This is a genomic window from Cupriavidus sp. 05T313 (genome assembly GCF_056396665.1).
This window is the reverse complement of the sequence record NZ_JBFTLX010000048.1, coordinates 1-25,935: the sequence shown is the minus strand read 5'-3', so window position 1 is coordinate 25,935 and position 25,935 is coordinate 1. Positions and strand designations below refer to the sequence as shown.

The 25,935-nt window shown below is 63.2% G+C and carries 28 protein-coding genes and 1 pseudogene; 18 read left to right on the top strand and 11 right to left on the bottom strand.

Features of this window, described 5'->3' with window-relative positions; translation table 11 throughout:
- Nucleotides 1-20: 20 nt before the first annotated feature.
- Nucleotides 21-950, bottom strand: a complete 930-nt coding sequence (locus AC1DKD_RS13460; protein WP_441625222.1) for a dioxygenase family protein — start codon at nt 948-950, stop codon at nt 21-23.
- A 250-nt stretch (nt 951-1,200) separates the two neighbouring features.
- On the opposite strand from AC1DKD_RS13460, the gene AC1DKD_RS13455 reads away from it, so the two are divergent.
- From AC1DKD_RS13455 to AC1DKD_RS13435, 5 genes are all read left to right on the top strand, one after another.
- A complete protein-coding gene (locus AC1DKD_RS13455) occupies nt 1,201-1,965 on the top strand; it encodes a YoaK family protein (RefSeq protein WP_441625220.1) in 765 nt (254 codons plus the stop codon).
- A gap of 125 nt (nt 1,966-2,090) precedes the next feature.
- Complete coding sequence (locus AC1DKD_RS13450) at nt 2,091-2,894, top strand: MetQ/NlpA family ABC transporter substrate-binding protein (protein ID WP_441625218.1); 804 nt, start codon at nt 2,091-2,093, stop codon at nt 2,892-2,894.
- 197 nt (nt 2,895-3,091) lie between these two features.
- Nucleotides 3,092-3,352, top strand: a complete 261-nt coding sequence (locus tag AC1DKD_RS13445) for a hypothetical protein (RefSeq protein WP_276291170.1) — start codon at nt 3,092-3,094, stop codon at nt 3,350-3,352.
- Between the two features lie 120 nt (nt 3,353-3,472).
- Nucleotides 3,473-4,867 carry a selenium-binding protein SBP56-related protein gene (locus AC1DKD_RS13440; protein ID WP_441625215.1) on the top strand — a complete coding sequence of 465 codons (1,395 nt, stop codon included), beginning with the start codon at nt 3,473-3,475 and terminating at the stop codon, nt 4,865-4,867.
- A 10-nt stretch (nt 4,868-4,877) separates the two neighbouring features.
- A complete protein-coding gene (locus AC1DKD_RS13435; RefSeq protein ID WP_441625213.1) occupies nt 4,878-5,549 on the top strand; it encodes a hypothetical protein in 672 nt (223 codons plus the stop codon).
- 176 nt (nt 5,550-5,725) lie between these two features.
- Here AC1DKD_RS13435 and AC1DKD_RS13430 read toward each other — a convergent pair whose 3' ends face one another.
- From AC1DKD_RS13430 to AC1DKD_RS13410, 5 genes are all read right to left on the bottom strand, one after another.
- On the bottom strand, nt 5,726-7,249 hold the full coding sequence (locus AC1DKD_RS13430) for a CoA-acylating methylmalonate-semialdehyde dehydrogenase (protein ID WP_441625310.1): 1,524 nt from the start codon (nt 7,247-7,249) through the stop codon (nt 5,726-5,728).
- 178 nt (nt 7,250-7,427) lie between these two features.
- Nucleotides 7,428-8,996 carry a sodium:solute symporter family transporter gene (locus tag AC1DKD_RS13425; RefSeq protein ID WP_441625211.1) on the bottom strand — a complete coding sequence of 523 codons (1,569 nt, stop codon included), beginning with the start codon at nt 8,994-8,996 and terminating at the stop codon, nt 7,428-7,430.
- Entirely contained in the window at nt 8,993-9,310 is a 318-nt protein-coding gene (locus tag AC1DKD_RS13420; protein ID WP_477143368.1) for a DUF485 domain-containing protein, read from the bottom strand. The genes AC1DKD_RS13425 and AC1DKD_RS13420 overlap by 4 nt, the downstream gene beginning before the upstream one ends.
- Before the next feature lie 55 nt (nt 9,311-9,365).
- On the bottom strand, nt 9,366-10,160 hold the full coding sequence (locus tag AC1DKD_RS13415; protein WP_441625207.1) for a crotonase/enoyl-CoA hydratase family protein: 795 nt from the start codon (nt 10,158-10,160) through the stop codon (nt 9,366-9,368).
- Nucleotides 10,161-10,209: 49 nt separating this feature from the next.
- Nucleotides 10,210-11,817, bottom strand: a complete 1,608-nt coding sequence (locus AC1DKD_RS13410; protein ID WP_441625308.1) for a long-chain-fatty-acid--CoA ligase — start codon at nt 11,815-11,817, stop codon at nt 10,210-10,212.
- 34 nt (nt 11,818-11,851) lie between these two features.
- On the opposite strand from AC1DKD_RS13410, the gene AC1DKD_RS13405 reads away from it, so the two are divergent.
- Nucleotides 11,852-13,111 carry an AraC family transcriptional regulator ligand-binding domain-containing protein gene (locus AC1DKD_RS13405; RefSeq protein ID WP_477143367.1) on the top strand — a complete coding sequence of 420 codons (1,260 nt, stop codon included), beginning with the start codon at nt 11,852-11,854 and terminating at the stop codon, nt 13,109-13,111.
- Nucleotides 13,112-13,235: 124 nt separating this feature from the next.
- Here AC1DKD_RS13405 and AC1DKD_RS13400 read toward each other — a convergent pair whose 3' ends face one another.
- Nucleotides 13,236-14,141, bottom strand: a complete 906-nt coding sequence (locus AC1DKD_RS13400) for a LysR family transcriptional regulator (protein WP_477143366.1) — start codon at nt 14,139-14,141, stop codon at nt 13,236-13,238.
- 100 nt (nt 14,142-14,241) lie between these two features.
- Between AC1DKD_RS13400 and AC1DKD_RS13395 the strand changes: the two genes are divergently transcribed.
- From AC1DKD_RS13395 to AC1DKD_RS13380, 4 genes are all read left to right on the top strand, one after another.
- The gene (locus AC1DKD_RS13395; RefSeq protein WP_441625201.1) at nt 14,242-15,795 is read left to right on the top strand and encodes an AMP-binding protein; all 1,554 of its coding nucleotides are present in this window, start codon (nt 14,242-14,244) and stop codon (nt 15,793-15,795) included.
- Between the two features lie 11 nt (nt 15,796-15,806).
- Nucleotides 15,807-16,988: an acyl-CoA dehydrogenase family protein gene (locus tag AC1DKD_RS13390; protein WP_441625199.1), complete on the top strand. Its 1,182-nt coding sequence runs from the start codon at nt 15,807-15,809 to the stop codon at nt 16,986-16,988.
- Nucleotides 16,989-17,059: 71 nt separating this feature from the next.
- Nucleotides 17,060-18,040 (top strand): tripartite tricarboxylate transporter substrate-binding protein, encoded by a 981-nt coding sequence (locus AC1DKD_RS13385; RefSeq protein WP_477143370.1) that lies wholly within the window; start codon nt 17,060-17,062, stop codon nt 18,038-18,040.
- Between the two features lie 23 nt (nt 18,041-18,063).
- The gene (locus tag AC1DKD_RS13380) at nt 18,064-19,164 is read left to right on the top strand and encodes a CaiB/BaiF CoA transferase family protein (protein ID WP_477143365.1); all 1,101 of its coding nucleotides are present in this window, start codon (nt 18,064-18,066) and stop codon (nt 19,162-19,164) included.
- A gap of 11 nt (nt 19,165-19,175) precedes the next feature.
- On the opposite strand, the gene AC1DKD_RS13375 is transcribed toward AC1DKD_RS13380, so the two are convergent.
- Nucleotides 19,176-20,135: a GlxA family transcriptional regulator gene (locus tag AC1DKD_RS13375; RefSeq protein ID WP_441625193.1), complete on the bottom strand. Its 960-nt coding sequence runs from the start codon at nt 20,133-20,135 to the stop codon at nt 19,176-19,178.
- A 127-nt stretch (nt 20,136-20,262) separates the two neighbouring features.
- Here AC1DKD_RS13375 and AC1DKD_RS13370 point away from each other — a divergent pair, with 127 nt between their 5' ends.
- From AC1DKD_RS13370 to AC1DKD_RS13355, 4 genes are all read left to right on the top strand, one after another.
- Nucleotides 20,263-20,571: a DUF1272 domain-containing protein gene (locus AC1DKD_RS13370; protein ID WP_441625191.1), complete on the top strand. Its 309-nt coding sequence runs from the start codon at nt 20,263-20,265 to the stop codon at nt 20,569-20,571.
- Between the two features lie 57 nt (nt 20,572-20,628).
- On the top strand, nt 20,629-20,970 hold the full coding sequence (locus tag AC1DKD_RS13365) for an FKBP-type peptidyl-prolyl cis-trans isomerase (protein ID WP_441625189.1): 342 nt from the start codon (nt 20,629-20,631) through the stop codon (nt 20,968-20,970).
- Nucleotides 20,971-21,100: 130 nt separating this feature from the next.
- Entirely contained in the window at nt 21,101-21,469 is a 369-nt protein-coding gene (locus AC1DKD_RS13360; protein WP_441625187.1) for a c-type cytochrome, read from the top strand.
- A 53-nt stretch (nt 21,470-21,522) separates the two neighbouring features.
- Nucleotides 21,523-21,810 (top strand): DUF6881 domain-containing protein, encoded by a 288-nt coding sequence (locus AC1DKD_RS13355; protein ID WP_441625185.1) that lies wholly within the window; start codon nt 21,523-21,525, stop codon nt 21,808-21,810.
- Between the two features lie 161 nt (nt 21,811-21,971).
- Here the strand turns inward: AC1DKD_RS13355 and AC1DKD_RS13350 are convergent, their stop codons facing one another.
- On the bottom strand, nt 21,972-22,721 hold the full coding sequence (locus AC1DKD_RS13350) for a glutathione S-transferase family protein (protein WP_441625183.1): 750 nt from the start codon (nt 22,719-22,721) through the stop codon (nt 21,972-21,974).
- A 152-nt stretch (nt 22,722-22,873) separates the two neighbouring features.
- Here AC1DKD_RS13350 and AC1DKD_RS13345 point away from each other — a divergent pair, with 152 nt between their 5' ends.
- Both AC1DKD_RS13345 and AC1DKD_RS13340 read left to right on the top strand, forming a co-directional pair.
- Nucleotides 22,874-23,332 (top strand): GNAT family N-acetyltransferase, encoded by a 459-nt coding sequence (locus AC1DKD_RS13345; protein ID WP_441625181.1) that lies wholly within the window; start codon nt 22,874-22,876, stop codon nt 23,330-23,332.
- Between the two features lie 121 nt (nt 23,333-23,453).
- On the top strand, nt 23,454-23,639 hold the full coding sequence (locus tag AC1DKD_RS13340; protein WP_441625179.1) for a hypothetical protein: 186 nt from the start codon (nt 23,454-23,456) through the stop codon (nt 23,637-23,639).
- Between the two features lie 46 nt (nt 23,640-23,685).
- Here the strand turns inward: AC1DKD_RS13340 and AC1DKD_RS13335 are convergent, their stop codons facing one another.
- Entirely contained in the window at nt 23,686-24,108 is a 423-nt protein-coding gene (locus tag AC1DKD_RS13335; RefSeq protein ID WP_441625177.1) for a hypothetical protein, read from the bottom strand.
- Nucleotides 24,109-24,283: 175 nt separating this feature from the next.
- Nucleotides 24,284-24,559: a recombinase family protein gene (locus AC1DKD_RS13330; protein WP_441625175.1), complete on the bottom strand. Its 276-nt coding sequence runs from the start codon at nt 24,557-24,559 to the stop codon at nt 24,284-24,286.
- Between the two features lie 441 nt (nt 24,560-25,000).
- On the opposite strand from AC1DKD_RS13330, the gene AC1DKD_RS13325 reads away from it, so the two are divergent.
- Both AC1DKD_RS13325 and AC1DKD_RS13320 read left to right on the top strand, forming a co-directional pair.
- Nucleotides 25,001-25,252, top strand: coding sequence for a hypothetical protein (locus AC1DKD_RS13325; protein WP_441625173.1), 252 nt, complete (start codon nt 25,001-25,003; stop codon nt 25,250-25,252).
- A gap of 102 nt (nt 25,253-25,354) precedes the next feature.
- Nucleotides 25,355-25,935: pseudogene (locus AC1DKD_RS13320) on the top strand (DUF6402 family protein); the annotation flags it as partial.

Below are 25,935 nucleotides of genomic sequence, written 5' to 3'. Positions count from 1 at the left end.
AGTTTTTCTGTCGTAGGTAATCAGTCGATGGGAGGCGTCGGGAAGGTCTGCTCGCCGGGCTCCAGCACGAAGTTGAAGTCGAGCGTGTAGAACGGCGCGGAGAATCCGCCCCACGGGCTGGCGCCGTCGTCCACGCGGCGGAAGTGCCCGACCAGTTCGCGGTGCACGCCGAAGGTCACGTCCGATTCCAGGTGTTCGGAGTCATCCGCGAACACCTGCGTCACCAGCGTGCGATAGCCTGGCGCGGCCGCGATGAAATGAATATGCGCGGGGCGGTACGGATGGCGGTTCTGTTCGGCCAGCAGCTTGCCGACGGGACCATCGGTGGGCACGGGATAGCCTGCCGGGCGCACGGAACGGAAATGGAAACGGCCGTTCGCATCGGTGCGAAAGGCACCGCGCAGGTTCTTGTCGGGCTGCGACGGATCCTGGTTGTCGTAGAGACCGACCGGCGATGCCTGCCAGGCCTCCACCAGCGCGCCAGCCAGCGGCTCGCCCGCGGTGTTGCGCACCTGCCCCGTCACGAACAGCGGCAGGCCCGGCGTCTCGCCTAGCACCACGCAATCCCCGCAGTCGTAGGACGGCGCGCCGCCGCGATAGAACGGCCCGAGCAGCGCGCCCGGCGTGCGGCCGCCGGTGGTGCCGTTGTTCATCAGCGTGACCAGCGTCGACAACCCCAGCACATCCGCCGCCAGCACTACCTCATTGTTGGTGGCGTTGGTGGCGTGGCCAAGCGCTGCGAGGTAGCGCAGCCCGGACTCGAACTCCTCGTCACTCGGGCGTACCTCCCTCAGGAAGGCATGCAAATGATCGACCAGCGCGTCGACGACCTGGCGCAGGCGCGGGTCGGCGGTATCGTGCATGGCCCGCTTCACCAGCTGGCTGAGCGTGTGTTCATCGTCCACCACGGCAAGGCCCTGGCCATGCCTCGGGGCAAGTATCGTCTCCATATGCCTCTCTCTCGCTACTTTTGTTTTGCAAACGTTTGCATGACATCCGGATTATGGGCCAGCTTTTGAAAAAATCAAGGGAATTTGCAATGCGATCTGGCAGGCGGATCAAGGCACCACGCTGCCCTGAGCGGCGGGTGCGGCTCCTGTCCGGAGGGAGCGATGCAGGCATTGAGACTCTCGCACCCATGGTTCCGTTCTATGCTGTAGTACAGGCAAGCGCCCGCCACTTCACAAACATGATCCCGCCATGCAAACCACGCCGCAATCGCCGTCGCAAACCCAGGCAACCGCCGGCAACGTGCTCAAGGCCGCCTGGCTTAGCCTGGTGGCGGGCTATGTCGACGTGGTCGGCTTTATCGCGCTGTTCGGGCTGTTCACCGCGCACGTGACCGGCAACTTTGTCATGGTCGGCGTGGAGCTGGCGCACTCGACCACCGGCGTGGCGGCCAAGATGCTGGCGTTGCCCGTGTTCGCCCTGTCGGTGGCGGCTACCAAGATCGCGATCGATGCCATGCAGGCGCGCGGCAAGCCGCCGCTTCCGCCGCTGCTGGTCGCGCAAGGGGTGCTGCTGGCCTGTTTCATGCTGGCCGGCTGCCTGGCTTCGCCCGTCACCTCACCCGACATGCCATCCGCCATCGCGACCGGCATGCTGGGCGTGGCCGCGATGGCGGTCCAGAACGCGCAGTCGCGCATCGTGCTGACCGACCATGTGCCGACCACCATCATGACGGGCAACAGCACGCAGGTCATCATCGACCTGGTAGAACTGGCCCGCGGTCCGGCCGACAAGATCGCGCCCGCGAAGAACCGGCTGCGCAAGATGGTCCCCGCCATCGGCGCGTTCGCCGCCGGGGCCGTGTCCGGGGCCTATGCCTACGTGTTTGCATCCTTCTGGTGCCTGGCGGTACCCATCGTCATCCTGCTGGCGCTCGCGTACAGCTACCGGTCCACGCAGACGGCGCCGGCCGCCGGCACTGGGCCGAACCCGGCCACGGCCGAGAGGCAGTCCTAGCGTCCCTGCCTTGCGCACCCGCCTTCTAAGCTAAGACGAAACCATCAGTTCGCGGCGCAGCGCGCGCTTTCTATACTCGGCGGTCGGCCGCCACGCGGCCTCCCAACCTAGCGAGGAAGCAGAGAATGAAGCGATGGCAAGCCGCCGCGATGGCGGCGCTACTGATGGTAACGGGCGCCGGCGTTGGCCACGCGCAGGAAAAAAGCAGGATCAAGGTCGGCGTGTCGGTGGGCAATGCCGAGCAGACCTTCGAAGTGGTGCGGAAAGTGGCGGCGCGCGACGGGCTGGAAATCCAGTTGATCACCTTCAGCGACTACCTGCAGCCCAATGAGGCGCTGGCCGCGGGCGACCTGGATGCCAACGCCTTCCAGCACAAGCCTTTCCTGGACAGCCAGATCAAGGCGCGCGGCTACAAGATCGTGCCGGTGGGCCTGACCCTGACCGCCCCGCTCGGCATCTACTCCAGGAAGTTCGGGTCGCCCGACCAGTTGCCGCAAGGCGCCCGCATTGGCATCCAGAACGATCCCTCCAACGGCAACCGCGCGCTGCTGCTGTTGCAAAAGGCCGGGCTGATCAAGCTCAAGCCCGGCGTGGGCGAGAACGGCGTCAACGCCACCCCGCTGGACGTGGTGGAGAACCCGAAGAAGCTCAGGCTCATCGAGCTCGACGCGGCCCAGTTGCCGCGCGCCCTGGACGACCTCGCCGCCGCGTCGATCAACAACGACTACGCCTACCGTGCCGGCCTTTCGCTGCAGCGCGACACCATCGCCGTGGAAGACGCGCGCGGGCCTTACGCCAACCTGATCGCTACCCGCGTGGAGGACAAGGACAAACCGTGGGTGAAGAAACTGGTGAAGGCCTACCAGTCCGATGAAGTACGCAGGTTTATCGAGACCGAGTTCAAGGGATCGCTGATTCCGGCCTTCTGACCTGGCACGGCAATCGCTTCCATGCCCATCCGTTCCGGCATTGGCCGTCATATGTGCGCCAGATAACATGAGGAGCTTGCTCCTCCTGCGGCCATGGCACATGCTGGGTTCAATAAGACGGCTGCGTCGGACAGCCGCCCGACTCCCCTCTCCCGCCCAGCAATTTGAACGCCATCGGGCGTTCTCCCGGAGGTGCCATGGCCATTTCCAAGGGCTTTACCGTCATTATCGGGATGATGGAGATCCGCGCGATGCAGCGGACCGACGAGGGAGAGGTACCGGCGCAAAAGTCTTCCGCCGATTCGTACCACGTCTACCATCGAGGCTCGGGGCGCTTGCGGAGCAAGGATCGGGAATTCGATACCGCCTTCGAGCGCTGCATCGCGAGAGCGCTAAGGCGCTGCGCATGGATACCGTTGGACTCCGAGCCAGGCCCGTCGCCTGGCTTTTTTTATTGACGCTGCACCGGCGGCGTCCATCCCCCGTGCCTGGCGTGGCTCAGCCTGCCGCGATGTGTCCTATAGTTCTAAGCCAGTGTTATCCAGCAAGGTTCACGGCTAGGTACGAGGAGGCGCATCATGGCAACCTGGAAGCCCGACCCCAGCTTTTACCCATCGCCCCGCCTGGCAGCAAAGGCGCCGCCCGAGGCACTCGCCTATGTGGCGATGTTCGATCCCACGCGTACCCAGCCCGACGGCATTGCCGTGGTCGACGTCGATCCCGCATCCGGGACCTATGCCACCATCGTCGGGCAGTTGCCCATGCCGTATGCGGGCGACGAATTGCATCACTTCGGCTGGAACGCCTGCTCTTCCTGCCTCTGCCCGAATGCCCCGCACCCGCATATGGAACGGCGCTACCTCGTGGTGCCGGGCCTGCGTTCGTCGCGCATTTACATCATCGACACCCAGCCCGACCCGCGGCGGCCGGCCATCGCCAAGATCATCGAGCCCGCCGATCTGGCCGAACGCACCGGCTATACGCGCCCGCACACCGTGCACTGCGGCCCCGCCGGTATCTACGTGACGGCGCTGGGCAATGCCGAGGGCAAGGGGCCGGGCGGCATCCTGCTGCTGGACCAGCAGGGCTTCGAGCCGCTCGGGCGGTGGGAGGTGGAACGCGGCCCGCAGTATTTTGCCTATGACGGCTGGTGGCACCTCGGCTACGACACGCTGGTCACCAGCGAATGGGGCACGCCCGACATGATCGAGGACGGCCTGGTGCCCGAGATCCTGCTTGGCTCGCGCTACGGCCGCCGCCTGCATTTCTGGGATCTCACCAGACGCAAGCACTTGCAGGAGATCGACTTCGGCGAGGAGTACCAGCTCGTGTTCGAGCTGCGCCCCGCGCACGACCCCACCAAGGCGTACGGCTTCGTCAATTGCGTGATCAGCCTGAAGGACCTGTCTTCATCGATCTGGGTCTGGTACCGGGACAGCGGCAAGTGGGCAGTGCGCAAGGTGATCGATATTCCCGCCGAGCCGGCGGACCCGGATCTGCTGCCGCCCATCCTCAAGGGCTTCAAGGCGGTGCCGCCGCTGGTCAGCGACATCGACCTGTCGATGGACGACCGCTTCCTCTATGTCGCGTGCTGGGGCACCGGCGACCTGCTGCAGTACGACGTCTCCGACCCGTTCGCACCGAAGCAGAGGGGGCGTGTGCGCATTGGCGGTATCGTCTCGCGCGCCACGCATCCCGGCGCCGGCGGCGCCGCGCTCAACGGCGGCCCGCAGATGGTGGAAGTCAGCCGCGACGGGCGCCGCGTCTACTTCACCAACTCGCTCTACGGCGCGGTCGATCCGCAGTTCTACCCGGAGGGGATCGACGGCTGGATGGTCAAGCTGGACGCCGCGCCCGAAGGCGGCATCGCGTTCGACCCGCGCTTCTTCCTGCGCTGGCCGGCGGGCCATCGTCCGCACCAGGTCAGGCTGCAAGGCGGCGACTGCTCGTCGGATTCGTACTGCTACCCATAGCGGCCCCGCCATGCCCGCCACCTCGGGCGTGCCGCTGGGCACGCACTTCGCCACGCTGTGGCCACTCTGGTGGCCCTGGCTGGCCATCGCCGCGCTGGGTCTGTTCCACGGCATCAATCCCGCGATGGGCTGGCTGTTCGCGGTAGCGCTCGGGCTGCATCGCGGACGGCGCAAGGTAGTGCTGCTGGCACTGCTGCCGATCGCGCTTGGCCATGCGCTGGCGGTAGCCCTGGTACTGGCCGCCACGCTCACGCTCGGCAGCCTGCTCGATCCCCAATGGCTGGCGCGCGCCGGTGGCGCGGTGCTGATCGCCTGGGCCGGCTGGCACGCCCTGCGCGGCCACCGCCAGCATCCGCGCGTGGGCATGCAGGCCGGCATGGCCGGGCTGGCGCTGTGGTCATTCCTGATGGCCGGCACGCATGGGGCGGGCTTGATGCTGGTGCCGGCGCTGCTGCCGGTGTGCAGCGCCGTGGCCGGCGGGCCGGCCGCCAGTGGCCCGCTGATGCCGGCGCTGCTGGCGCTGGGATTGCATACGCTGACCATGCTCCTCGCTATCGGCACCGTAGCGTTGCTGGTCTACGACCGCGTCGGCATAGCCTTCCTGCGCACGGGATGGATCAACCTCGACCGCGTATGGACGCTGGCGCTGACGGGCTGCGGCGCAGTGCTGCTGTTGGGGTAGGCAGGCAGCCGGAGCAAAGAAGAGCGATGGCGCCAGATCACGACTCGATGCAGCCGTGTGGCGCGCCCCCAAGGACGGGCCACACCCCGGCGCGATGCGAAGCGAGCCGTCAAGGTGTACCAGGCCGCATGGGGCGCCTCGTCGGCGGGCAAAAAGAGCGGAAAAGAGGGTTCAACCTACTTGGATGTCGGCATGACAAACTCTGCGCCTTTGCTAATACTTTCGGGCCAGCGTTGCATGATGGACTTCTGCTTGGTGTAGAAACGAACCCCTTCCTCGCCGTAGGCGTGCATATCGCCAAACAGGCTCTTCTTCCACCCACCGAACCCGTGCCAGGCCATCGGCACTGGAATAGGCACGTTGATGCCCACCATCCCGACTTGAATGCGCCGAGAAAATTCGCGGGCCACATTGCCATCACGGGTAAAGCACGCAACGCCGTTGCCAAACTCATGGTCGTTGATGAGTTGCACTGCAGCAGCAAGATCGGTCACGCGAACGCACGACAACACCGGACCGAAGATCTCTTCCCGGTAGATGCTCATTTCGGGCGTGACATGATCGAAGAGGGTTCCTCCAAGCCAGAACCCCCCATCGCAGCCCATGCCGGCGGTCGAGTATTTGAACGTCCGGCCATCGGCCAGCAACTGCGCTCCCTCCTTGACTCCTTGCTCAATGTAGCCAGTGATGCGCGCATGCGCCGCGGGGGTCACGATGGGCCCCATTTCAGCTTCCAGGTTGGTACCGTCGAGCACCTTCAGTGCTTTGGTGCGCTCCACCAGCTTCGGCATGATCTTGTCAGCCACATCCCCCACGAGTACCGCCACCGAAATCGCCATGCAACGCTCGCCGGCTGAACCATAGCCCGCTCCGATCAGGGCATCCACCGCCTGATCGACATCGGCATCGGGCATCACCACCATATGGTTCTTGGCCCCGCCGAGCGCCTGTACCCGCTTGCCGTGGCGTGCGCCCGTCTCGTAGATGTAATTCGCGATCGGCGTAGAGCCGACGAAAGACACCGCCTTCACATCCGGGTGCACCAGTAGCGCATCCACGACCTCCTTGTCCCCCTGCACCACATTGAACACGCCGTCAGGCAGGCCGGCCTGCTTCAACAAATCTGCGATGAACAGACTCGGGCTGGGGTCGATGGGGCTGGGCTTGAGCACGAAGCAGTTGCCCGCCGCGATGGCTACTGGGAACATCCACATTGGCACCATGACCGGAAAGTTGAATGGCGTAACCCCGGCGACGACACCCAACGGTTGTCGAAACGTCCAGTTGTCGATGCCGGTGCTGACCTGATCGGTGAAATCTCCCTTGAGAAGCTGGGGGATGCCGCACGAGAACTCGACAATGTCGATACCACGCGCCACTTCACCCTGGGCATCGGTGAAGACCTTTCCATGCTCGGCCGTGATGAGTGCAGCAAGTGCATCTTTGTTTCGGCCCAGCAGTTCCAGAAACTTGAACAGCACCCGGGTGCGCCGAATTGGCGGGGTATCTGCCCAAGATGGAAATGCCATCCGGGCGGAAGCAACTGCAGCCTCCAAATCCTGCTGATTGCCAAGGCGCACGTGACGACTGACAGCGCCGGTCGCGGGATTGTAGATGGGTTGAGTCCGGGTGCCACCACCCGCAGTGAGCGCGCCTCCGATGTAATGGGTGATTTCGCTGTTGTTTCTGGTCTCTGTCATGATGAAGTTCTCGCTGGAGAAAGAATAAATCCTTGAATTGGGCAGGCCCTGCGCCTTGGCGCGTCCACACAAGGGAACAGGCGCGATCTCGGGCATCATGGTCGGCGCCTGACCCGTGGGCAGGAAGGAGGCACATCCTGGTGTGCCTCAGCAAGGTGGGCAGTCGCCGATGCCGGGTTTAGTGGGACACTGCCGAAATCCCCACCGCCGTCTCGGCGCGCACCTCTTGCGCCGGGAATCCTGCTCGGTCAAGTGAGGCCCGCCTGGTGCGATCCGTCAGGGACACGACAACGATCATCAGGAAAGCCAGCGGCATCGAGAACAGCGTGGGATAGTCATATGGGAAAAGCGGCGTGGCGAACCCGAAGATGCGCACCCACACCGCCGGCGACAGCACAACCAGGGTCAAGGCCACGCCCAGGCCAACGATGCCTCCGGCCAGCGCCCCCCGGGTGGTCAGGCCGCGCCAGTACATCGACATGAGCAATACGGGGAAGTTGGCGGATGCTGCGATACTGAAGGCCAAGGCCACCAGGAATGCAACGTTCTGATCGCGAAAGAGCAGGCCCAGGACGATGGCGACGACGCCGATGCCTATCGACGCCATACGGTTCACCCGCATCGCCTCGGATGGTGAAACATCATCGCAGCGCAGCACTTTGGCGTACAGGTCGTGTGCTATGGCGGACGCTCCCGCCAGCGTCAGGCCACTGACCACGGCGAGAATGGTGGCGAACGACACGGCGGCGAGCAGTCCGAACAGAAGATTGCCTCCTAGCGCCGTGGCCAGGTGCATGATCGGCATGTTTGAGCCGCCCAGCACCGGGCCACCGACCTTGCCATCGATATAGAACGACGGATAGTTCGGCAGGATCGCCATGGCGGTCAGGCCGAGGAAACAGATGATGACAAAGAACACCCCCATCAATCCCGTGGCCACGAATACCGACTTGCGGGCGGCACGCGCGTCCGGCACAGTGAAGAAGCGCATCATGATGTGGGGCAGCCCGGCGATCCCGAAGACCAGGGAGAGCGCCAGCGACAGGCCGGAGACCGGATTGCCCATCAGCTTCCAGGGACCCTTTATCGCCTCGCCGGCCTGGTGGTTATTCGCCGCAGTTGCGACAAGCGCGGAGAAGTCGAAGTCGAAGTAGTTCAGCGCCAGCGCCGTCAGGAGGACGCCGTTGCCGAGCATCAGGATGGCCTTGATGATCTGCACCCAGGTCGTGGCAACCATGCCCCCGACGACGACATAGACCATCATCAGGATGCCAACGCTGATAACGGCATAGGTGTAGTCGATTCCGAACAGCAACTGCACTAGTTGACCCGCGCCGACCATTTGGACAATGAGATAGAACAGCACCACGGTCAACGAACTGATGGCACTGAAGATCCGCGTGCTGCGTTCGTCGAGACGGAAGGAAACGATGTCGCTCAAGGTGTAGCGGCCCAGGTTTCTCAGGCGCTCGGCGACCAGGAACATGATGATGGGCCAGCCCATGAATGCGCACACCGCATAGATCAGCGAGTCGAACCCGTTGGAAAAGGCCAGGCTGGATATCCCCAGCAGCGTTGCGGCAGACATGTAGTCGCCCACAATGGCCAGCCCATTCTGCGTCCCGGTGATACCGCCACCGGCGGTGTAGAAGTCCGAAGTCGATCGTGTCTTGTGCGACGCCCAGTACGTTATGCCGAGCGTGACGGCGACGAAGCCGCCGAAAATCAGGATGGCTTCCGTGTTCATGTGCGCACCATTGAGATCAGGCGTTCGCACATCTTGTCGAACTGGGTGTTGGCGATATGGATGTAGGCGCCCGTCAGGAGCCACGACAACAGGATCAGACCGGTTGCGCACAGCAGACCGCTGGTCAACGTGCCCTTGCTGCTCAAAGGAACCGCCAAGAGTGCTGGCGCAAGCACGGCAGTCRGTATGAACCCCATGCAGAGCACAAGGCACACACCGGCGAACCAGAAGGCCACGCGCCGGCGCAGCGTCTTCAGCCGCTCATAGTCGGGGTGGCCGGGAAGTCGCCGGCAGATCTCTTCATTCGATAGCATTGTTTGTCTCCGTCCTTGTCGTCTTTTTTTTCCTGCATCCACACGCTGACGCCGATCAGCCATTCGGCCGAACCTTGTAGGCCTTCTTGTCCACGAACTCGCCCAGCCGCTCTTGCACGTCTCGCCCGGTTTGCACGACAGCGGCCATCAGCCCTTCGGCGAACAGCCCTTCGGTCGATGCCATGTCGGCGATACGGTTGATGGAACTGACGATCGCGTAGTTCGACAGCACCGCGTTGCTTGCGATCCTCCGCGCCAGCTCCAGGCCCAGGTCGTACGCCGATTTGGGGTTGGCCTCGGTATTGCAGACGTAGTGGGCCAGGCCCAGGCGCTCGCCTTCTTCTGCATCCAGCACACGCCCGGTCAGCATCATTTCCACCATCCGGGTGGCCGAGATGATCTTGGCGGTGCGTACCGTCGCCCCTCCGCCGGTGAAAATGCCGCGCGTCCCCTCTGGCAATGCAAAGAAGGTGCTCTTGTCGGCAACACGCACGTGCGCGGCGCTTGCCAGTTCCAGACCGCCGCCCACCACGGCCCCCTGCAAGCAAGCGATGACAGGGACGCCACCGTGCTGGATCTTGTCGAAAGCCCGATGCCATCCCTGGCACACGCGCATGAAGTCAACCGGGCTGCGCTCCTTATCGTGGTGTTCCTTGAGATCCAGACCGGCACAGAAATGATCTCCCTGCGCCGTCATGAGAATGGCGCGGATGTGGCTGGGGATGCTGGAGAAATAGGCGTCGATCTCGGCGATTGCGCGCTCGTCCAGTGCATTGCGCTTGCGCGCCTTGTTGAGCGTGATGATGCCGATGTTGCCCTGCTCGGACGTCAGCAAGAAGGGTTCAGTCATGGAACGACTCCTTTGGAATGGATGAAGGGGGAGGAGCACGACCGTCGTGCTATTGAGGTTTGGTCGGCAGCGGCAACGAGCGAAGCGCCGCTTTCTGTATCTTTCCTGTGGCCGTCATCGGCATGCGCTCGATGAACACGACCTTGTCGGGAATCGACCATTTCGCGACGCGCCCCTGATAGCGTGCGAGGATCTGCTCGGCAGACAGGCAACCTTCCGGTTTGGGGACGACAAACAGAACCGGGCGCTCGCCCCATTTCTCGCTTGACTCGGCGATGCAGGCCGCCAGTTCGATGCCGGGTTCCTCCATCGCAATGTTCTCTATCTCGATTGACGAGATCCACTCGCCCCCGGACTTGATGACATCCTTGCTGCGATCCGTGATGCGCATGTAGCCATCCGCATCGATGCTTCCGACATCGCCAGTGCGGAACCAGCCGTCCTCGGTGGCGGGCTCGGCTTTGCCGTAGTAGTGGGAGATGACCCAGTTGCCCTGGACCATGAGGTGCCCGGTGGACACCCCATCATGGGGCAACCGCTTACCTTCCTCATCGACAACCTTGAAGCGTGCGCCGAACAGCGGCCGCCCCTGCGATGCAAGCACCTGCAGCGTCTCGTCGCCGGGCAGCGACGCGTGCTTGGGTAGTAGCTGACAGACGGTTCCCAGCGGCGAGACCTCCGTCATGCCCCACGCGTGGCGCACTGTCACGTTACGTGCGCGAAAGGATGCAATCATGTGCGGCGGGCACGCGGCGCCACCGATGACGATGTGCTGGAGCGTGCTAAATGTCAGTGCCCGGCTTTCGACATGGTCCAGCACCCCTTTCCATACCGTCGGCACACCCGCCGATAGCGTCACGCCGGCACGCTCGCACAAGGCGTAGAGCCGCTCGCCCTGCATGTTCGATCCGGGTAGGACGATCTTGGCCCCGGACATCAGGGAGGAGTACGGCAATCCCCACGCATTGACGTGGAACATCGGAACCAGCGGCATGACCGCATCGCTGCAGGAGATCGCCAGCGCGTTTGGATGGCTGGATGCATAGGCATGCAGAACGGTCGATCGGTGAGAGTACTGCGTGCCCTTCGGCGCCCCGGTGGTGCCAGACGTGTAGCACAGCCCACATGCAGTGTCCTCGTCGAACTCCAGCCACTCGAAATTTCGAACGTCGTTTCCCAACCAGGCGCCGTAGTGCATCCCGGCATGGTCTTGATCGGCGTCCTCGTTGAGCAGAACCCAATGTGCCACCGACGGGCACCGCGGCTCCAGTTGCTCAACCAATTCTGCGAAGTGCCCGTCGTAGAACACCACGACATCCTGGGCGTCGTTGATGATGAACTCGATCTGCTCGCGACTCAGGCGTGGATTGACCGTATGGCAGATCGCTCCGATGCCGGCGGTGGCATAGTAGATCTCCAAGTGGCGATAGGTATTCCATGCCAATGTCGCCACGCGATGGCCCGGGAGCAATCCTCGATGCCCCATGCCGACAGCCAGATCCTTCACTCTGCGCCCAAACTCCCGGTATGTGTACGTATGCAGGCTACCGTCATCAAGCGCGGTCACGATCTCCTGATCCGCACTGCTTTCCAGGGCATGTGTGAGGATTGAATTGATGAGCAAGGGCATGCGCATCATGTTTCCCGGTTGCACCATGTTGTCGTCTCCTTTTCCTTTCACCGAAGAATAGGTGGCTTCGTTCCATCCCCCAATTGCCAATGGCGACGGCGAATATGCAAAAACTGCCAACATTCGACTAGCCAACGGAGCGGACTCAGGTAGACTGGGGGAAGGGCTGCGCCAAGGCGCGCATGCCCCGGTCGGTCCGGAAACCGGTATTGCTCAGTTCAACAGGAAGAGGCCGCCTCAGGAGGCGCAAGCGGATGCGTTCACCAGGAAGGGATCAAGCGGGCATTTTTGCGGCACTGCAATCCCCCTTTGCCTTCAAACACGCGGCGCTGGCGCGTGGGACCGGCGGCCCTTGCTGCTGCGCGAGGGTGCCATGGACAGCTTGAGCATCACAGCAAATGGAGGTCGGACGGACAAGGCGGCTGGATCCGTGTCAACGGCAACGGTCTCGCTCGAACTGGTGCAAGACTTACTGCTGAGCTTGCGAGCCTTGTGCTCAGAGCCGACTCTGGACGAGTGTTTGAAGCAGGCAGGTATTGTCAAGGAGTTCATCAGCCATCCCGCCTCCCGACTCACGCACGATCAACTCGTCAGGCTGTACCAGGAGAGCGCCGCCGCGACAGGTGACGAAATGATGGGGCTATGGAGCCGTCCCATACGGACCGGGTCCCTGAAGTACATCGTCCGTGCAGTAATGGATGCGCCAACGATCCGTGTGGCGCTGTACCGTTTCACGCAGGTCTGGAATTTGCTGTTGGACGACTACCGCCTGAATCTCGCGCAAGCTGGAGACAGCATGAGCCTGGAGTTGATTCCCCGCTCCACGAAGATTGGCGTGAACCGCTTCGGCCATGCCTTGATATTGAAACTCACGCACGGCATTGTTTCATGGCTCGTCGGTCGGGAGGTCCCCGTGCAGAGGGTGGTGTTTGTTTTCCAACGCCCCTCCTTTGCAGCCGACTATCCGATTCTCTTCCCGGCCCCCATTGATTTTGGGGGGCAGTTCTCACATATCACGTTCCGCGCGGAGCTTGGAAGAATTCGGGCGGAACGCAACACGGCCGACGTACGCGAATTCCTGAAACGAGCGCCCCGTGATTGGATCTTCACCTCCTATCACGAGCACGTCATGCGACTGAAGGTGCGCGAGCTACTGTATGCGGACCTGGGGCGAACACTGGACGACGTTTCGAGCAAGCTCCACATGTCCTCGCGGACGCTGATCCGCAGGTTGCAGGACGAGAACCTGTCCTTCCAGGGCATCAAGGACGATCTGCGCAGAGACCTGGCTATCCTGAATCTTGCGCGTAAGGAAAAGTAGGTCGCCCCCCGCAGGGGGGTGAAACCGCCTTTGACCTTAAGCCGTTGACGTTAAGCAGTTGCAGTTGCCGGGCAGGAACACAGCAATCAGCCACACATATAGAGCCCCCCCGCCCTGCGGGCGCCTACAAATCCCCCCCCTGACCGCTTTGCTCCCGCAACAACACCGTCATCCGCTGCGCAAGCGGCGAAAGATAAGCCCCAGCCCGCGAGATCACCCCCACGCGCCGGCGCAAATCCAGCTCTTCAAGCCCCAGGTTCAACGGCCGCAGGCCAATCTGCATCGCCTCCGAATCCCCGCCCGACAYGCTCAACATCTGCGTGCCCCTCACCAGCTGGAACAACGAAGCGCTGCCAAAATCAGTCTCGATCCGCAAGTTCGGCTCGGCAAGCCCCTGCTTGCGAAAGGCCGCGTCGACCTGCTGCCGCAGGGCGATATGCGGCGCGGGAAGCAACCATTCCTGGCCCACCAGATCCGCCAGCCTCACCTTGCGCCGGCGCAGCAGCGGGTGCGCGCCATCAGCCACGACGACAAGGCGGTCGTCGAACAATTCTTCCACCGCGAACTCGCTCGCGCGCTGCTTCTGCATCGGCGCGACGGCAAGGTCCAGTTCGCCCGCCAGCAGCAGATCCATCAGTTCCCGCGCCATGCGCCTGCGCAGGCGAAGCCTGGCGACCGGCCGCTCCTTCACAAGCTGGCGGCAGGCGCCCAGGAAGAGCGCGTTGGGTATGGAAGGCGAATAGCCCAGGCGCAGGATGCCCTGCTCGCCGGTCCGGATGCCTTGCATCTCCTTGAGCGCATCCTCATACTCCAGCCGGATTCTCCGGGCGCGTTCGATAAACTGCGCGCCGGCTTGCGTCGGGGTCATGCCGTGGACCGTGCGCTCGAACAGGGGCAGGCCGATCTGCCCTTCCACCCGCTGCACCGCCTTGGTCAGGGCTGGCTGGCTGATGCCCAGCGACTCCGCGGCGCGGCCGATGCCGCCGTGGGCATCCACAGCCAGCACGTACTCAAGATCCCTCGTCTCCATTCTGACATTCCTGTTGGTTATGTCTTTATAGCCAGTACGGCATTGTGGTGATGCCACGCATCTTACAGACTACGGCAAAGAATCACCACGGAGACACAAAATGGGTTTCGCTTTCTTCCTGCGCCGCGCCGCACGCTATTGGGGGGACCACGCCGCGGTCCTCTATCAGGACCGGGTCCTGACCTACCGCCAGCTGGACGAGCGCTCCAACCGCCTGGCCAACGCGCTGCTGGGCCTCGGCCTGGTCAAGGGCGACCGCGTGGCGATTCAGTCTCGCAACCGTACGGAACTGGTCGAGATCGAGTGCGCCCTGTATAAGGCCGGCCTCGTCAAGGCGGCGCTGAACCCGCGCTTCACCGCCGCGGAAGCCTCGGATGTCGCCGAGAACTGCACGCCCCGGGTCATGATCGCGGGGCCGGGCTATACCGGCTACTCCCCGGCAACCGCGGGCTTCGGGTCGGTGGAGACCTTCATCGCCATCGGCGGCCCCGCAGCAGGTTATGCCGACTACGAGTCGCTGCTGTCAGGCGCAAGCGATGCACCCGTCGATGCCGCGCCGCTCTCCGATGACCTCGCCGTATTGCATTTCTCCTCGGGCTCCACCGGCAAGATCAAGGCGGCCATGCAGAGCTACGGCAACCGCCTCGCGGCGCTGCGCAAGATGCTGCTCGGCATGGACAACCCCGCCCGGCCCGGCGATCGCCTGGCGTTGATCGGGCCGGTCACGCACGCCTCAGGCATGTTAATGCAGCCCTACCTGTACACCGGCGCGACCCTGGTCCTGTTCGACAAATTCGAGCCCGCGCATTTCCTGGCGGAAGTGGCCAGGCTGCGCATCACCCATGTGTTCATGGTGCCGGCCATGATCAACATGCTGCTGGCCGAGCCAACCCTGGCCAGCGCCGACCTGAGCAGCCTCAAGACGCTGGCCTACGGCGCCGCGCCGATGGCGCCGGCCCGTATCCGCGAGGCATGGGAGCGTATCGGCCCCATCCTCTCGCAAGGCTACGGGGCGAGCGAGTCCACCTCCGGCGTGACCCGCCTCTCCACAGCCGACCATGCCGAGGCAATGGCGCACCGGCCCGAACGGCTGGCGTCCTGCGGCCGGGCCCTCGGTGAGACGCAGGTGTGCGTGGTCGACGAGCAGGGACGTGAAGTGCGCGGTGACGAAATCGGCGAACTGGTGATCCGCGGCGAGGATGTGTTCCAGGGCTACTGGGGCGAGCCGGCGCTGACGCGCGAGGCGCTTGCCGACGGCTGGCTGCGCACGGGCGACCTGGCCCGAGTCGACGAGCAAGGCTACATCTACCTGGTCGACCGCAAGAAGGACATGATCATCTCCGGCGGCTTCAATGTGTACCCGACCGAGGTCGAGGCTACCCTGTACCTGCACCCCGACGTGATGGAAGCCTGCGTGATCAGCGTGCCTGACGACACATGGGGCGAAAGCGTCAAGGCTGTCGTCGCGCTCAGGCCCGGCCGGCAAGCCAGCGCCGACGACCTCATCGCGCACTGCCGCGCACGGATCGCGGACTACAAGTCGCCGCGATCCATCGACTTCGTTGCCGACCTGCCCAAGAACGCCAGCGGAAAACTTGCCCGGAAACTGGTACGCGAGCCGTACTGGCAAGGCGTGTCCCGCCGCGTGAATTAAGGAGAATCGCCATGTTCGACCATCTGACCAACCCCACGCTCATCGAGACCCGCGCCGCGATCCGCCGCTATATCGACGAGGAATTGCTGCCGCTGGAACGGGAGCTTGGCCTCGGCTCGGAAGACGTCTGGCCCAGGGATGTGCTGCGCGGCGTGTGGCGCCGTTCCAGCGAGCTGGGGCTCTATGCCGCCTGCCTGCCGGTCCAGTTGGGCGGCAAGGGCCTGAATATCGCCGAGCAGTGCGCGCTGAAAGCGGACCTGGCCGCCAGCGGCGCCGTGCTGGCGCCGCATGTGCTGGGGGACCTGGGCGGCCCGCCGCGCGTCGGCAATATGCTCAAGTACGCGACGCCCGAACAGCTCGCGCGCTACTTCCAGCCGGTGATCCGGGGCGAGAAGTCGACCTGCTTTGCCCTCACCGAGCCGCATTCCGGCTCGGACGCCCAGAGCATCTCGACCACCGCCGTGGCGGATGGCGACGAGCTGGTCGTCAATGGCCGCAAGCACTACATCAGCGGTGCGCCATTCGCCGATTTCGCCATCGTCATGTGCGTGACCGATGCCACAGCCTCGCCGCCGGCCATCACGGCCGTGCTGATCGACCTGGACCTGCCCGGCGTCAAGGTCAGTACCGAATACGTGCCGATGTCGGGCCAGCATATCGATGCGGATATCGAGTTCACCAATGTACGGGTGCCGCGCGCCAATATCTTTGGCGGAGAAGGCAACGGCTTCAAGCTCGGCATGTCGCGGATCAACGTCAACCGGCTGCTGCACTGCCCTACCATGCTGGGGCTGGCCACCACGGCCTATCAAGCCTCGCTCGAATACGCCGGCAAGCGGCGCCAGTTCGGCGGACCCATTGCGCGCTTCCAGGCAATCCAGCACATGCTGGCGGACATGGCCGCCGCGCTGTGGGCTTGCGAGAGCATGATCGCGCAGACGGCGGCGCTGGCCGATAGCGGTGCCGACCTGCGCATGAAGGCCGCGGCGTGCAAGCTCTATATCTCCGAGCGCTGCTTCGAGGTAGCCGACAAAGCCGTGCAGATCCACGGCAATGTCGGTGTCACCCGAGGGCATCCGGTCGAGCAGGCCTTCCGCAAGCTGCGCATGTTCCGGATCTTCACTGGCACCAGCGAGATCCAGCGCAATACCATCGCCCGGGCAATTCTCGAGCCCATGCAGGCGCAAGCTTGAGCGGGCAGGCACAAGCAAACGTTGACGAGCCGGCGCGGCAAGACTGCGCGGCCCCAAAAAGGAGACAACCCATGAACCGCCGAACCTGGCTTGCCGCGGCAAGCGCGGCCGCCTTGAGCAGCGTGCTGGCCCCGGCGCGCGCCGCCGCCTATCCCAACCGTCCCATCCGCCTGATCGTCCCGTTCCTGGCAGGCAGCGCCCCCGACAATATCGCGCGGACGCTGGCGGCCGAACTGGGGCGGCAACTGGGTCAGCCGCTGGTGGTCGAGAACATGCCCGGCGCCGGCGGCATCATCGGCGCCGGCGCCCTGAAGCGCGCCGCGGCGGACGGATACACGCTCGGCATTCTCGCGAATACGCATGTCATCAATGTGCATATGTATCGCAACATGCCATACGATCCCGCGCACGATTTCACGTCCATCGCGGCGATCTCCGGCGGGCCGACCGCGCTCGTGGTCCCCGCGGATGCGCCCTACAAGACCGYGGGCGACCTGATCGCCGCGATGAAACGCGCCCCCGGCAAGCTCAACTACGGATCGGGCGGCAAAGGCAGCATCGCGCATCTGGCCGTCGAAACGTTGCTGCACCAGACCGGCACCGAAGCCGTCCATATCCCGTACAAGGGTGCGACAGAGATCATTACCTCCATGCTCAGCGGCCAGACCCAGTTCGGCATGCCCGTGCTGAGCACCGCGACCCAATACCTGCGCAACGGGCAGGTCCGGGCGCTGGCGGTGTCGTCATCCGCGCGCTCGGCTTATTTCCCTGAGGTACCGACGTTTGCCGAGGCCATGCCGCCCGGCTTCGTCCTCGATAACTGGACCGGCCTGTTTGCCCCCGCGCGCCTTCCCGCCGAACTCACCCAGCGGCTCTTTGCCGCCGTCAGCGAGTTGCAGGCCAGCGGGCGCCTCGATGCGCAGATCAAGGCCAACGCGGGCGAGCTGCGCCGCAGCGCCTCCCCGGCCCAGTTCAACGCAGCGGTAGCCGCCGACAGCGCCCGCTACGGCACGCTGATCCGCTCGATCGGCATGAACGGCGACGTAAGCTRAATCCACCTCACCCGGAAAGCACCATGAAACCAGAGTGGTCCTGCCTCAAGGACGTCAAGATCATCGATGTCAGCCAGTTGCTGCCGGGCCCGCACGCCACCAGCCTGCTCCTGCAACTCGGCGCGGATGTCATCAAGGTGGAGCAGCCCGGCATTGGCGACACCTCCCGGCAACTCGGCCCCGCGGTGTTTGCCCAGTTCAATCGCGGCAAGCAATCCATCGCGCTCGACCTGAAATCCGCGGAAGGGCGTAGCGCATTCCTCGGCCTGGTGCGGGATGCGGACGCCGTTGTCGAAGGCTTCCGGCCCGGCGTGATGCAGCGTCTCGGCCTGGGCTATGACATGCTCGCGGAAGTGAATCCCGCCATCGTGCTGTGCTCCATCTCCGGCTTCGGCCAGACCGGCCCCTATGCCGACCATGCCGGCCACGACCTGAACTATCTCGCCCTGGCGGGCTACTGGTCCGTCCCGGTCCAGGTGGCGGACAAGGTCTCGCGCCCGCGTGCCCGCGTCTCCGACTACGCGGCCTCGGGCTACGCCGCGCTCTCGCTGGCGGTGGCCATCATGAGCGCGCGCCAGAATGGCCACGGCCAGCATCTCGATGTCTCGATCCATGATGCCATCCTGTCCTGGACCGCGCATGGCGCATGGGCCGCGCGCGGCTACGAGGATCGCCCCCAGGAATCGCCCACCGTGATGCCGGACAACGATATCTTCGAGACACGCGATGGCCGGCACCTTGCCATGGGCATCCTCGAAAACAAGTTCTGGCTGAACCTGTGCGATGCCCTTGGCGCCGCGTTCCCGGCGCTGCTCGATGCCCGGTTCAGTTCCCGCGCGGGCCGACAGCAGCACAAGCCAGAGGTGAACGGCCTGCTCACGGGCATCTTCCTGACACGAACGCTCGCGGAGTGGGCCGACGCCTTCRCTGCGGTGGACCTTCCCTTCTCTCCTTCGCTAAGCGCGCAGGAGCTGTTTGCCGACCCGCATGTGCAGGCACGCGGCATGATCCGTGCATTGCCGGGGGAGCAAGCCATCACGCTCGGCTTCCCCGTCAAATTCTCCCTTGGCTTGCCGGCAAGCGACGACCACGTTCCGGCACTGGGCGAGCACGGCGCGCAATAAGCCAGGCGGCGTCAAGGTTGCGCCCGCCAGAGCGAGGGCGCAACCGGCTCCTCCCGCCGCCACGCCGCGCGGAAGGCCTGCGGACTGGCAAAGCCGCAACGCTCGGCAACGATCTCCACGGCCCAGTCGCTGTCCTTCAACAGCCGGCGCGCCAGATCGAGCCGTAGCTGCTGCTGGTATTGCTTGAGGGTAACGCCGCACTCCTGCTGGAACAGCCTGGCCAGATGCCGATAGCTCAGTGCGAAGCGTTCGGCCAGCTCACGATATGGCAACGCGCTGGCCGGCTGCCCGGTCAGGAAGTCCTGCACGGCATGGATGACCGGATGATGGTGATCGCGGTAGCGCAGCGGCACCTCAAGCGCCGGGTCCTGGCCCAGCCGGCGGAACGGGACCACGTTCTCCCGCGCGACGCGGATAGCGGCGGCCGTGCCGAACCGATGCCGGATCAGGTGCAGCGCGAGGTCGATGCCCGCCGCGACACCCGCCGAGGTGATCAGCGCGCCATCGTCGACCACCAGCCGGTTGGACAGCACGCGGGCCAGCGGATGGCGCTGCTGCAGCCGCGCCAGGTGATCATGGTGCGTGGTGCAGTTGCGGCCGTCGAGCAGGCCGGCCTCCCCGAGCAGGAAGGCGCCGGTGCAGACGCTGGCAAGCGTGATCTCGCCGAGCCGGGGCTTCGCCACGGTTTGCAGCCAACGGACGATCTGCTGCTGTTCCGGCGTGGACAGCGCGCTAACCGCCAGCTTGAAACCCACCACGATGACGACATCGCCGGCCACCAGCCGGGCTGGCAAAGGCCGCACCGCGCTGAGCGCCAGACCCTGGAAACTTGTCAGTTCCTTCAGCGGCCCCACGCAGACCAGTTCGACTGGCGAAATGCCAAGCGCCGCCACCGAGCCGAGGACCTGCATCGGTCCGCCGAGATCGAGGATGTGTACATTCGGTGGCAGTACAAGATAGATACGCTTCATGGCACATTTTTTTCCATATTTGTCCATTTTTCGAATAGCAGCCGATCTTGCTTGTGGTTAGTATGGCAGCGAATTTACCGCTTCGGCTATCACGGCTAACGCGGCTACCGATACGGAGGAAGGGAACATGCTGGAACTCAGGCCAACCTGCGAACACTGCAACAAGGCGCTCCCGCCAGCTTCGCTGGAAGCACGCATCTGTAGCTATGAGTGCACATTCTGTGCCGGATGCGTGGACGAAGTCCTGGGCAATGTCTGCCCAAATTGTGGAGGCGGCTTCGCGCCAAGGCCAGTCAGGCCATCGAAGAACTGGAAGAACGACAACTTCCTCGGCAAGGATCCCGCCAGCGCCAAGATCAAGCACAGGCCGGTGGATCCTTCCGCTCATGCGCGGTTTTCCGCGGGCATCGCGACGATCCCTCCCGAACAGCGATAGCGCGGCGGCACAGTCGCTGTAAACTCTGCCTCGTCGGACCATGAACGAGAGCAAGCGATGAGCAGCGAACTACAAGTTGAAGATATCCAGCCCGGCGACGGCAAAGCGGTCGTCAAGGGCGCCCTGATCACCACCCGGTACACCGGCTACCTGGAGGACGGCACCAAATTCGACTCCTCCCACGATCGCGGCAAGCCTTTCCAGTGCGTCATCGGGACAGGGCGCGTCATCAAAGGCTGGGATATCGGGCTGATGGGCATGAAAGTCGGCGGCAAGCGCAAGCTGCATGTGCCGGCCCATCTCGCCTATGGCGAGAGACAGGTCGGGGCTCACATCAAGCCGAACTCGAACCTGATCTTCGAGATCGAGCTGCTCGAAGTGTTGACGCGGGATGACTGAGGCCTCGTCTCCGCCTGAGCGCCCGCCGGCCACGCAAGCGCTGCATTGATACTGCGTCAGCGGCACGCGCTCTTTCCGGTGCCAGGAGGCGCTATATAATGCTGCGCCTCCCCTATTCCGAACAAGCGCCATGAAAACAGCCGCATTGTTGACTCTGGCACTAGCCATCCAAACATCGGCGCACGCTGCGGGGGACGTACAGGCCGGAAAGGCGTTGTTCACCACGCGATGCGCCTCTTGCCACAGCGTCGGGCCATCCGCGCGCGGTGCGTTTGGTCCCCAGCTCAATGCCATCTTTGGCAGGACCGCCGGAGGAACCAACGACTACACATACTCTCCGGCAATGAAGAAATCAGGGATCGTATGGTCTGAAAAGACGCTGAGCGATTTTCTCAGGTCGCCGGGCAAGGTTGTACCCGGTACCAAGATGCGTTTTTGGGGACTCGGCAACGAGCGGCAGATCGAGGACCTGCTGGCGTACCTGCATTCGTACCCGTAACGATCGAAAGCGACCAGCAAGGACTAGATTGCATTTCGCCAAGGGGGATTTCCGTGGAATACATCGACGTCATCTGGAGGCACGAGCTTTCCTCGGAGCCGGTTCGCCTTGTGTCGGAGCTCAATGGCAAGCGCTTCGAGACCCGGAAACTGGAGTTCTTCCCGGATGGAAGCGTAGGCTTCGCAAGCGTCGGGGCAACAACCGGAAGAACCCACCTTGGGCTCGTCCCCGTACCGCTTCTCGACGAGATCAACGCGGATCCGGAGTTTGACGGGGTGGCGATGACGCCCGAGGCGTTTGAAATCCTCTGGCTGCAACACGCGTGCCCGGCGCGGCATTGACGCAGTTTGTCCGGAATTCAACCTGAGTGCGACGATAGCCGCGAGAGCCATCGTCGCGCGCAACCTGCCCGACGAACACGAGCAGGTTTTACCGTACGCCCCATCCAGCGGCGACGAGTACGGCGCTTGAAGCGTCGGGCCAGGTGCCTGGGCCGGATTCGCTAATCCGCGCGCTGTGACGCCCACTCGCTGAAGCCAGGTCCACTGTAAATGGTTTTTCGCTTCGCCCACTCCACCTCGGCGGCAGTGGCGTAAGTGACCCCTGGCTCCCACCAAAGCGCGGCTTCCTGCTGGAAGGACGGCCGCTGTTCCATGCGAGCGATCAGCGAAACGAGTTTGGGGCGATCCGGAGCGCGCCAGGACAACCGCAACGGGCGAGTTTCAATGAACTGGCAAATGCAGGCGAGCAGGATATCCTGGGCGGATACCACGCCAGGGACAAAGCCGTCCGCAGTGCCGATGAGCTGAGACTCGAACCAATCGAGAAGATGCTGGTTGCGAATGGCGCACCGGGCCGCATGGCTGTTTTCTTCGTGGCGAATGCCGGACCATTGCAGCTGCGACACCGTCGTCGTCGACACGCCTAAGGTTTGCAGCGTGGCGAGAACGAGCTTGTCATGCCATTCTTCCCCGGAGCGCACATAACGGGCGGCCAGGGGCCGCATGCCTTCGGGCACCGCCGCAACCGGATAGGCCGACATGAGGTAATCCAGAATCACGGCCGAGTCCCATAGCGTCAGCTTGCCGTCGATCAGGGCAGGCACCTGAAGGGTTGGCGTGATCCTCGCGCGTTCCTCGACGCTGGGCGTCGTGAAGGTTTCCTCGCGCTCAAAATCCAGCCCCTTCTCGACGAGCACGATGCGCACGGCGCGGGCGAACGGCGATCCCGTGGTGAAGAACAGCTTGCGCATTTCAGCCTCCCAGCATGACGGCTCGCCTCGCGAGCCAGGGTCGCGAAGGCGGTTTGCCGGCAACCCCGGGCGATCCGGCGATCGCCCGGGGCTTCAGTATGCGACGATATACTTGCCTTTCCCCTGGCGCCAGCGCTCCCCACGGTTCAGATATGGAACACATCATTTTTCGCACCGCATTGCCGGCCGACCTTCCCGCCATCGTCGGATTGCTGGCGGACGATGCGCTTGGCAGCCAGCGGGAGACTGTCGGTTCGCCCCTGGACGAACGATACGTTGCCGGCTTTAAAGCCGTGGAAGCCGACCCGAATCAGCGTCTCGTGGTCGCCATGGATGGAGATGCGGTAGTCGGCACACTGCAGATATCGTTCATACCGGGCATTGCCCGGAGAGGGGCATGGCGGGGGCAGATCGAAGCAGTCCGGATCGCCGCACCCTACCGTAGCGCGCGGATTGGCCAACAGATGCTCGAATGGGCAATCTCGGCGTGCAGGGCTCGCGGCTGCGCGCTGGTCCAGCTGACTACGGACAAGGGCCGTCCGGACGCGCACCGGTTCTATGAAAGGCTCGGCTTTGTGGCCAGCCATGAGGGCTATAAACTGATCTTGTAGGTTCCCCGCGGCGCCAGCGCATATGGATTGCACCAAAGCTTCGTTGCCCGGGCCGCGCCGGTTGGCTACTGTCATTGGATACGGAACTGCCGCGCCATGCAGGCAACGTGGAGGAACGCCAATGAAAGACCTGATCGACTGGATCACCGCCATTGCCACCGTCGTGCTTGTCTACGCGGCACTGCGGCACCCGCTCTACCCGCCCCGCTTCGGCGCGGCGGACGATACGCCCGGAACCAGCCGCACCGGCCGCCATGCGGATCCGGGCAACGCGGACAGCGCGCGGGCCCACGCCACGCAGCGCTGACCCGGCAGGCGCCGCGCTTTCAGCGAGCGCATGGAGGAAAGGCTATTCAGCGCGCCTTTCCCGGTACACAGTCATCCACCATCCCCGCTATCCGGCTGGCACTCAGCCAGGGATGCCATTCATCCGCGCTGCGGATCTCGACATCCGAGCCTTCCTGGGCCCGACGCAAGCTGATCAGGTGAAAAAACCGGTAATCGGAATCCTGGGCGCGCCCGACCCGGATATCGACCCGCCCCGGCTCCGGGTATGCGACCACGCTGGCGTCATCCCCCAGCCTGCCTTTCAGGCACAGCACCAGGTCGCTGACACTGGCATTGGAATGCACGCGCCTTGGTTCCGACGCCTGTATGGAACTCGCGTTAACGCCACCGGCACAACCCGAAAGCATTAGCGCTTGCGCCGTCAGCGCGGCGGCCAGCAATACCAAACCTTTAGACATTCCCTCTCCTTGGGCAGATTGGGGAGTCATGTTACATCAGGTGCTTTTTGAAGCCGCTTTGCGTGCGCGTTTTCCGGCGTCATGCCTGGCCTTTGCGCCACATCTACCCACTGCGCCCTGACGAGCCGCGCCGGGTGCTCGGGCGAAATCCGGATGGCCGCATCCGTTGCGCCAGGAAGGCCATTACGGATTGCAGACTCATGGGTCAATTGCGTTGCGGGCGATCGATATCAGGGATGGAATCGGGAAAAGCAGTACCGATCCGTTCGACGACGCGATCGAAATAGCATTCGCAAATGCCTGCCAGATTCCTCCTGGAATCGGCGTCAATCAGCAAGGCGTTGACCAGGCTGCAGAACTCCAACAGCGTATGCCAGTCGCGGCCATTGCGAGCCAGCCGCGAAGCTTCGATGGCAAACACCGCGCCCACTGTGCCGTCGCGCAACTGCCCAAGCAAGCGCTCAAAGCCGCGCCGGCGCATGCCCGATCCCGAGCAACCCAGATCGCGTCACCAATGACATCAACCTCTTCCCAGCCCAGTGCCCGGGCCCCGCCCCGATCCACCAATCCATATTGCCGACGCTGGCTTTCCAGGTTGTACTGCGCTTGCCCGGGCGTAGACTGGCGGATATAGACGTTGCCTATAAACCTTGTTGACGCTTATCTTGGGTGGATTGGTGTGTGGCCCGTATGCGCCACCGCACGGGGTATAAGCCGTGAGTGCCTCTGTTCCAGCAAAACCACAACAGCCGCAGTCGGAAGCGATGATGCGGCGGGCGCCTGCCCTATTGCGCGTAGCCAGCGCGGGCGCGCTTCATTCAACGCGCCGCCCCTGTTTGCAAGAATTTACATTCTTTGCCTTCAAAATAGGATTTTCTGATTTTGTTCCACAGACGTCTCTGCTATAAGCGAAGGCTAGTCGATGGAGTTCGTCTTTATGGATACATCAGAAAAGCAATTTCCGTTCTTAGAAAAAAGCACCATTCGTCCGCTGTGGAATCTTGGCAGCAAGACCTGCACAGTCTTAGACGCAGAAGAATTCGCACTTTCGACGGATCGAACCGCGTCGCCGCTGCGAAATCAACCACCGCCGCCCCCTCCGCCAAAAAAGCCGCCAAAGCCCAGGCGCCCGCCGAAAAGCTTGATCGAAGGCTTTCTAGACTTTCACGAATGACTGAATACGCCACCACCACCGAAACCAGCCCCCGCACCCGCTGCGCCAGCGGTAAAAAAGCCACGCGTTAAACTGTTTGACTTGCAAGATATACCGGGCGCTATGGAGCGCATCGAATGGCCCATGTCGGCTAAGGTCATGCGCAAGTGGTTGGCCGGTGATTTGAACTATGCCAACACCGACAAGGGGGCAATTAGAGGCATCAATCAAGACTGCAAGCCGTTCCCATCGAGTATGGTTGATACAACCATGTTTAAGTTGGCTTGGATATTGAAATATCCACGCRCCAAGGAAAAATTCGATTAACTTATAAACGAAAAGCCATTTAATTTAGATGCGCATAACATTTTAAAATTGATGTGCTCCCGCCGTGATCCTTCACCATACCATGTGGATACATGGAATAAATCCAGAGAAGACATACAGCAGTGGCATCAAGAGTATCAGTATCAGAAAAACTCCGTTGATAGCGATAATATATCAAAATTCCTGATGTGGCCTAAAGGCGTAGCGCACCCAAATGGGCTTTGGATGGACGATCTCTATGGTTCCCTTGGTGCCTTTTCGTTTTATGCCGCACTTGGTGGATTTTTTTATCATCGCATAGCACACACGCGCACCCGCCTGACGGTCACCGAAGTGTACATTTATATGCGCGACGTATTTACCTTTCACGACAGAAC

Excerpts from the sequence above, each read along its gene's own strand:
- AC1DKD_RS13460 (WP_441625222.1), bottom strand. The coding sequence starts at position 950 with ATGGAGACGATACTTGCCCCGAGGCATGGCCAGGGCCTTGCCGTGGTG.
- AC1DKD_RS13455 (WP_441625220.1), top strand. The coding sequence starts at position 1,201 with ATGCAAACCACGCCGCAATCGCCGTCGCAAACCCAGGCAACCGCCGGC.
- AC1DKD_RS13450 (WP_441625218.1), top strand. The coding sequence starts at position 2,091 with ATGAAGCGATGGCAAGCCGCCGCGATGGCGGCGCTACTGATGGTAACG.
- AC1DKD_RS13445 (WP_276291170.1), top strand. The coding sequence starts at position 3,092 with ATGGCCATTTCCAAGGGCTTTACCGTCATTATCGGGATGATGGAGATC.
- AC1DKD_RS13440 (WP_441625215.1), top strand. The coding sequence starts at position 3,473 with ATGGCAACCTGGAAGCCCGACCCCAGCTTTTACCCATCGCCCCGCCTG.
- AC1DKD_RS13435 (WP_441625213.1), top strand. The coding sequence starts at position 4,878 with ATGCCCGCCACCTCGGGCGTGCCGCTGGGCACGCACTTCGCCACGCTG.
- AC1DKD_RS13430 (WP_441625310.1), bottom strand. The coding sequence starts at position 7,249 with ATGACAGAGACCAGAAACAACAGCGAAATCACCCATTACATCGGAGGC.
- AC1DKD_RS13425 (WP_441625211.1), bottom strand. The coding sequence starts at position 8,996 with ATGAACACGGAAGCCATCCTGATTTTCGGCGGCTTCGTCGCCGTCACG.
- AC1DKD_RS13415 (WP_441625207.1), bottom strand. The coding sequence starts at position 10,160 with ATGACTGAACCCTTCTTGCTGACGTCCGAGCAGGGCAACATCGGCATC.
- AC1DKD_RS13410 (WP_441625308.1), bottom strand. The coding sequence starts at position 11,817 with ATGGTGCAACCGGGAAACATGATGCGCATGCCCTTGCTCATCAATTCA.
- AC1DKD_RS13395 (WP_441625201.1), top strand. The coding sequence starts at position 14,242 with ATGGGTTTCGCTTTCTTCCTGCGCCGCGCCGCACGCTATTGGGGGGAC.
- AC1DKD_RS13390 (WP_441625199.1), top strand. The coding sequence starts at position 15,807 with ATGTTCGACCATCTGACCAACCCCACGCTCATCGAGACCCGCGCCGCG.
- AC1DKD_RS13375 (WP_441625193.1), bottom strand. The coding sequence starts at position 20,135 with ATGAAGCGTATCTATCTTGTACTGCCACCGAATGTACACATCCTCGAT.
- AC1DKD_RS13370 (WP_441625191.1), top strand. The coding sequence starts at position 20,263 with ATGCTGGAACTCAGGCCAACCTGCGAACACTGCAACAAGGCGCTCCCG.
- AC1DKD_RS13365 (WP_441625189.1), top strand. The coding sequence starts at position 20,629 with ATGAGCAGCGAACTACAAGTTGAAGATATCCAGCCCGGCGACGGCAAA.
- AC1DKD_RS13360 (WP_441625187.1), top strand. The coding sequence starts at position 21,101 with ATGAAAACAGCCGCATTGTTGACTCTGGCACTAGCCATCCAAACATCG.
- AC1DKD_RS13350 (WP_441625183.1), bottom strand. The coding sequence starts at position 22,721 with ATGCGCAAGCTGTTCTTCACCACGGGATCGCCGTTCGCCCGCGCCGTG.
- AC1DKD_RS13345 (WP_441625181.1), top strand. The coding sequence starts at position 22,874 with ATGGAACACATCATTTTTCGCACCGCATTGCCGGCCGACCTTCCCGCC.
- AC1DKD_RS13340 (WP_441625179.1), top strand. The coding sequence starts at position 23,454 with ATGAAAGACCTGATCGACTGGATCACCGCCATTGCCACCGTCGTGCTT.
- AC1DKD_RS13335 (WP_441625177.1), bottom strand. The coding sequence starts at position 24,108 with ATGACTCCCCAATCTGCCCAAGGAGAGGGAATGTCTAAAGGTTTGGTA.
- AC1DKD_RS13330 (WP_441625175.1), bottom strand. The coding sequence starts at position 24,559 with ATGCGCCGGCGCGGCTTTGAGCGCTTGCTTGGGCAGTTGCGCGACGGC.
- AC1DKD_RS13325 (WP_441625173.1), top strand. The coding sequence starts at position 25,001 with ATGGAGTTCGTCTTTATGGATACATCAGAAAAGCAATTTCCGTTCTTA.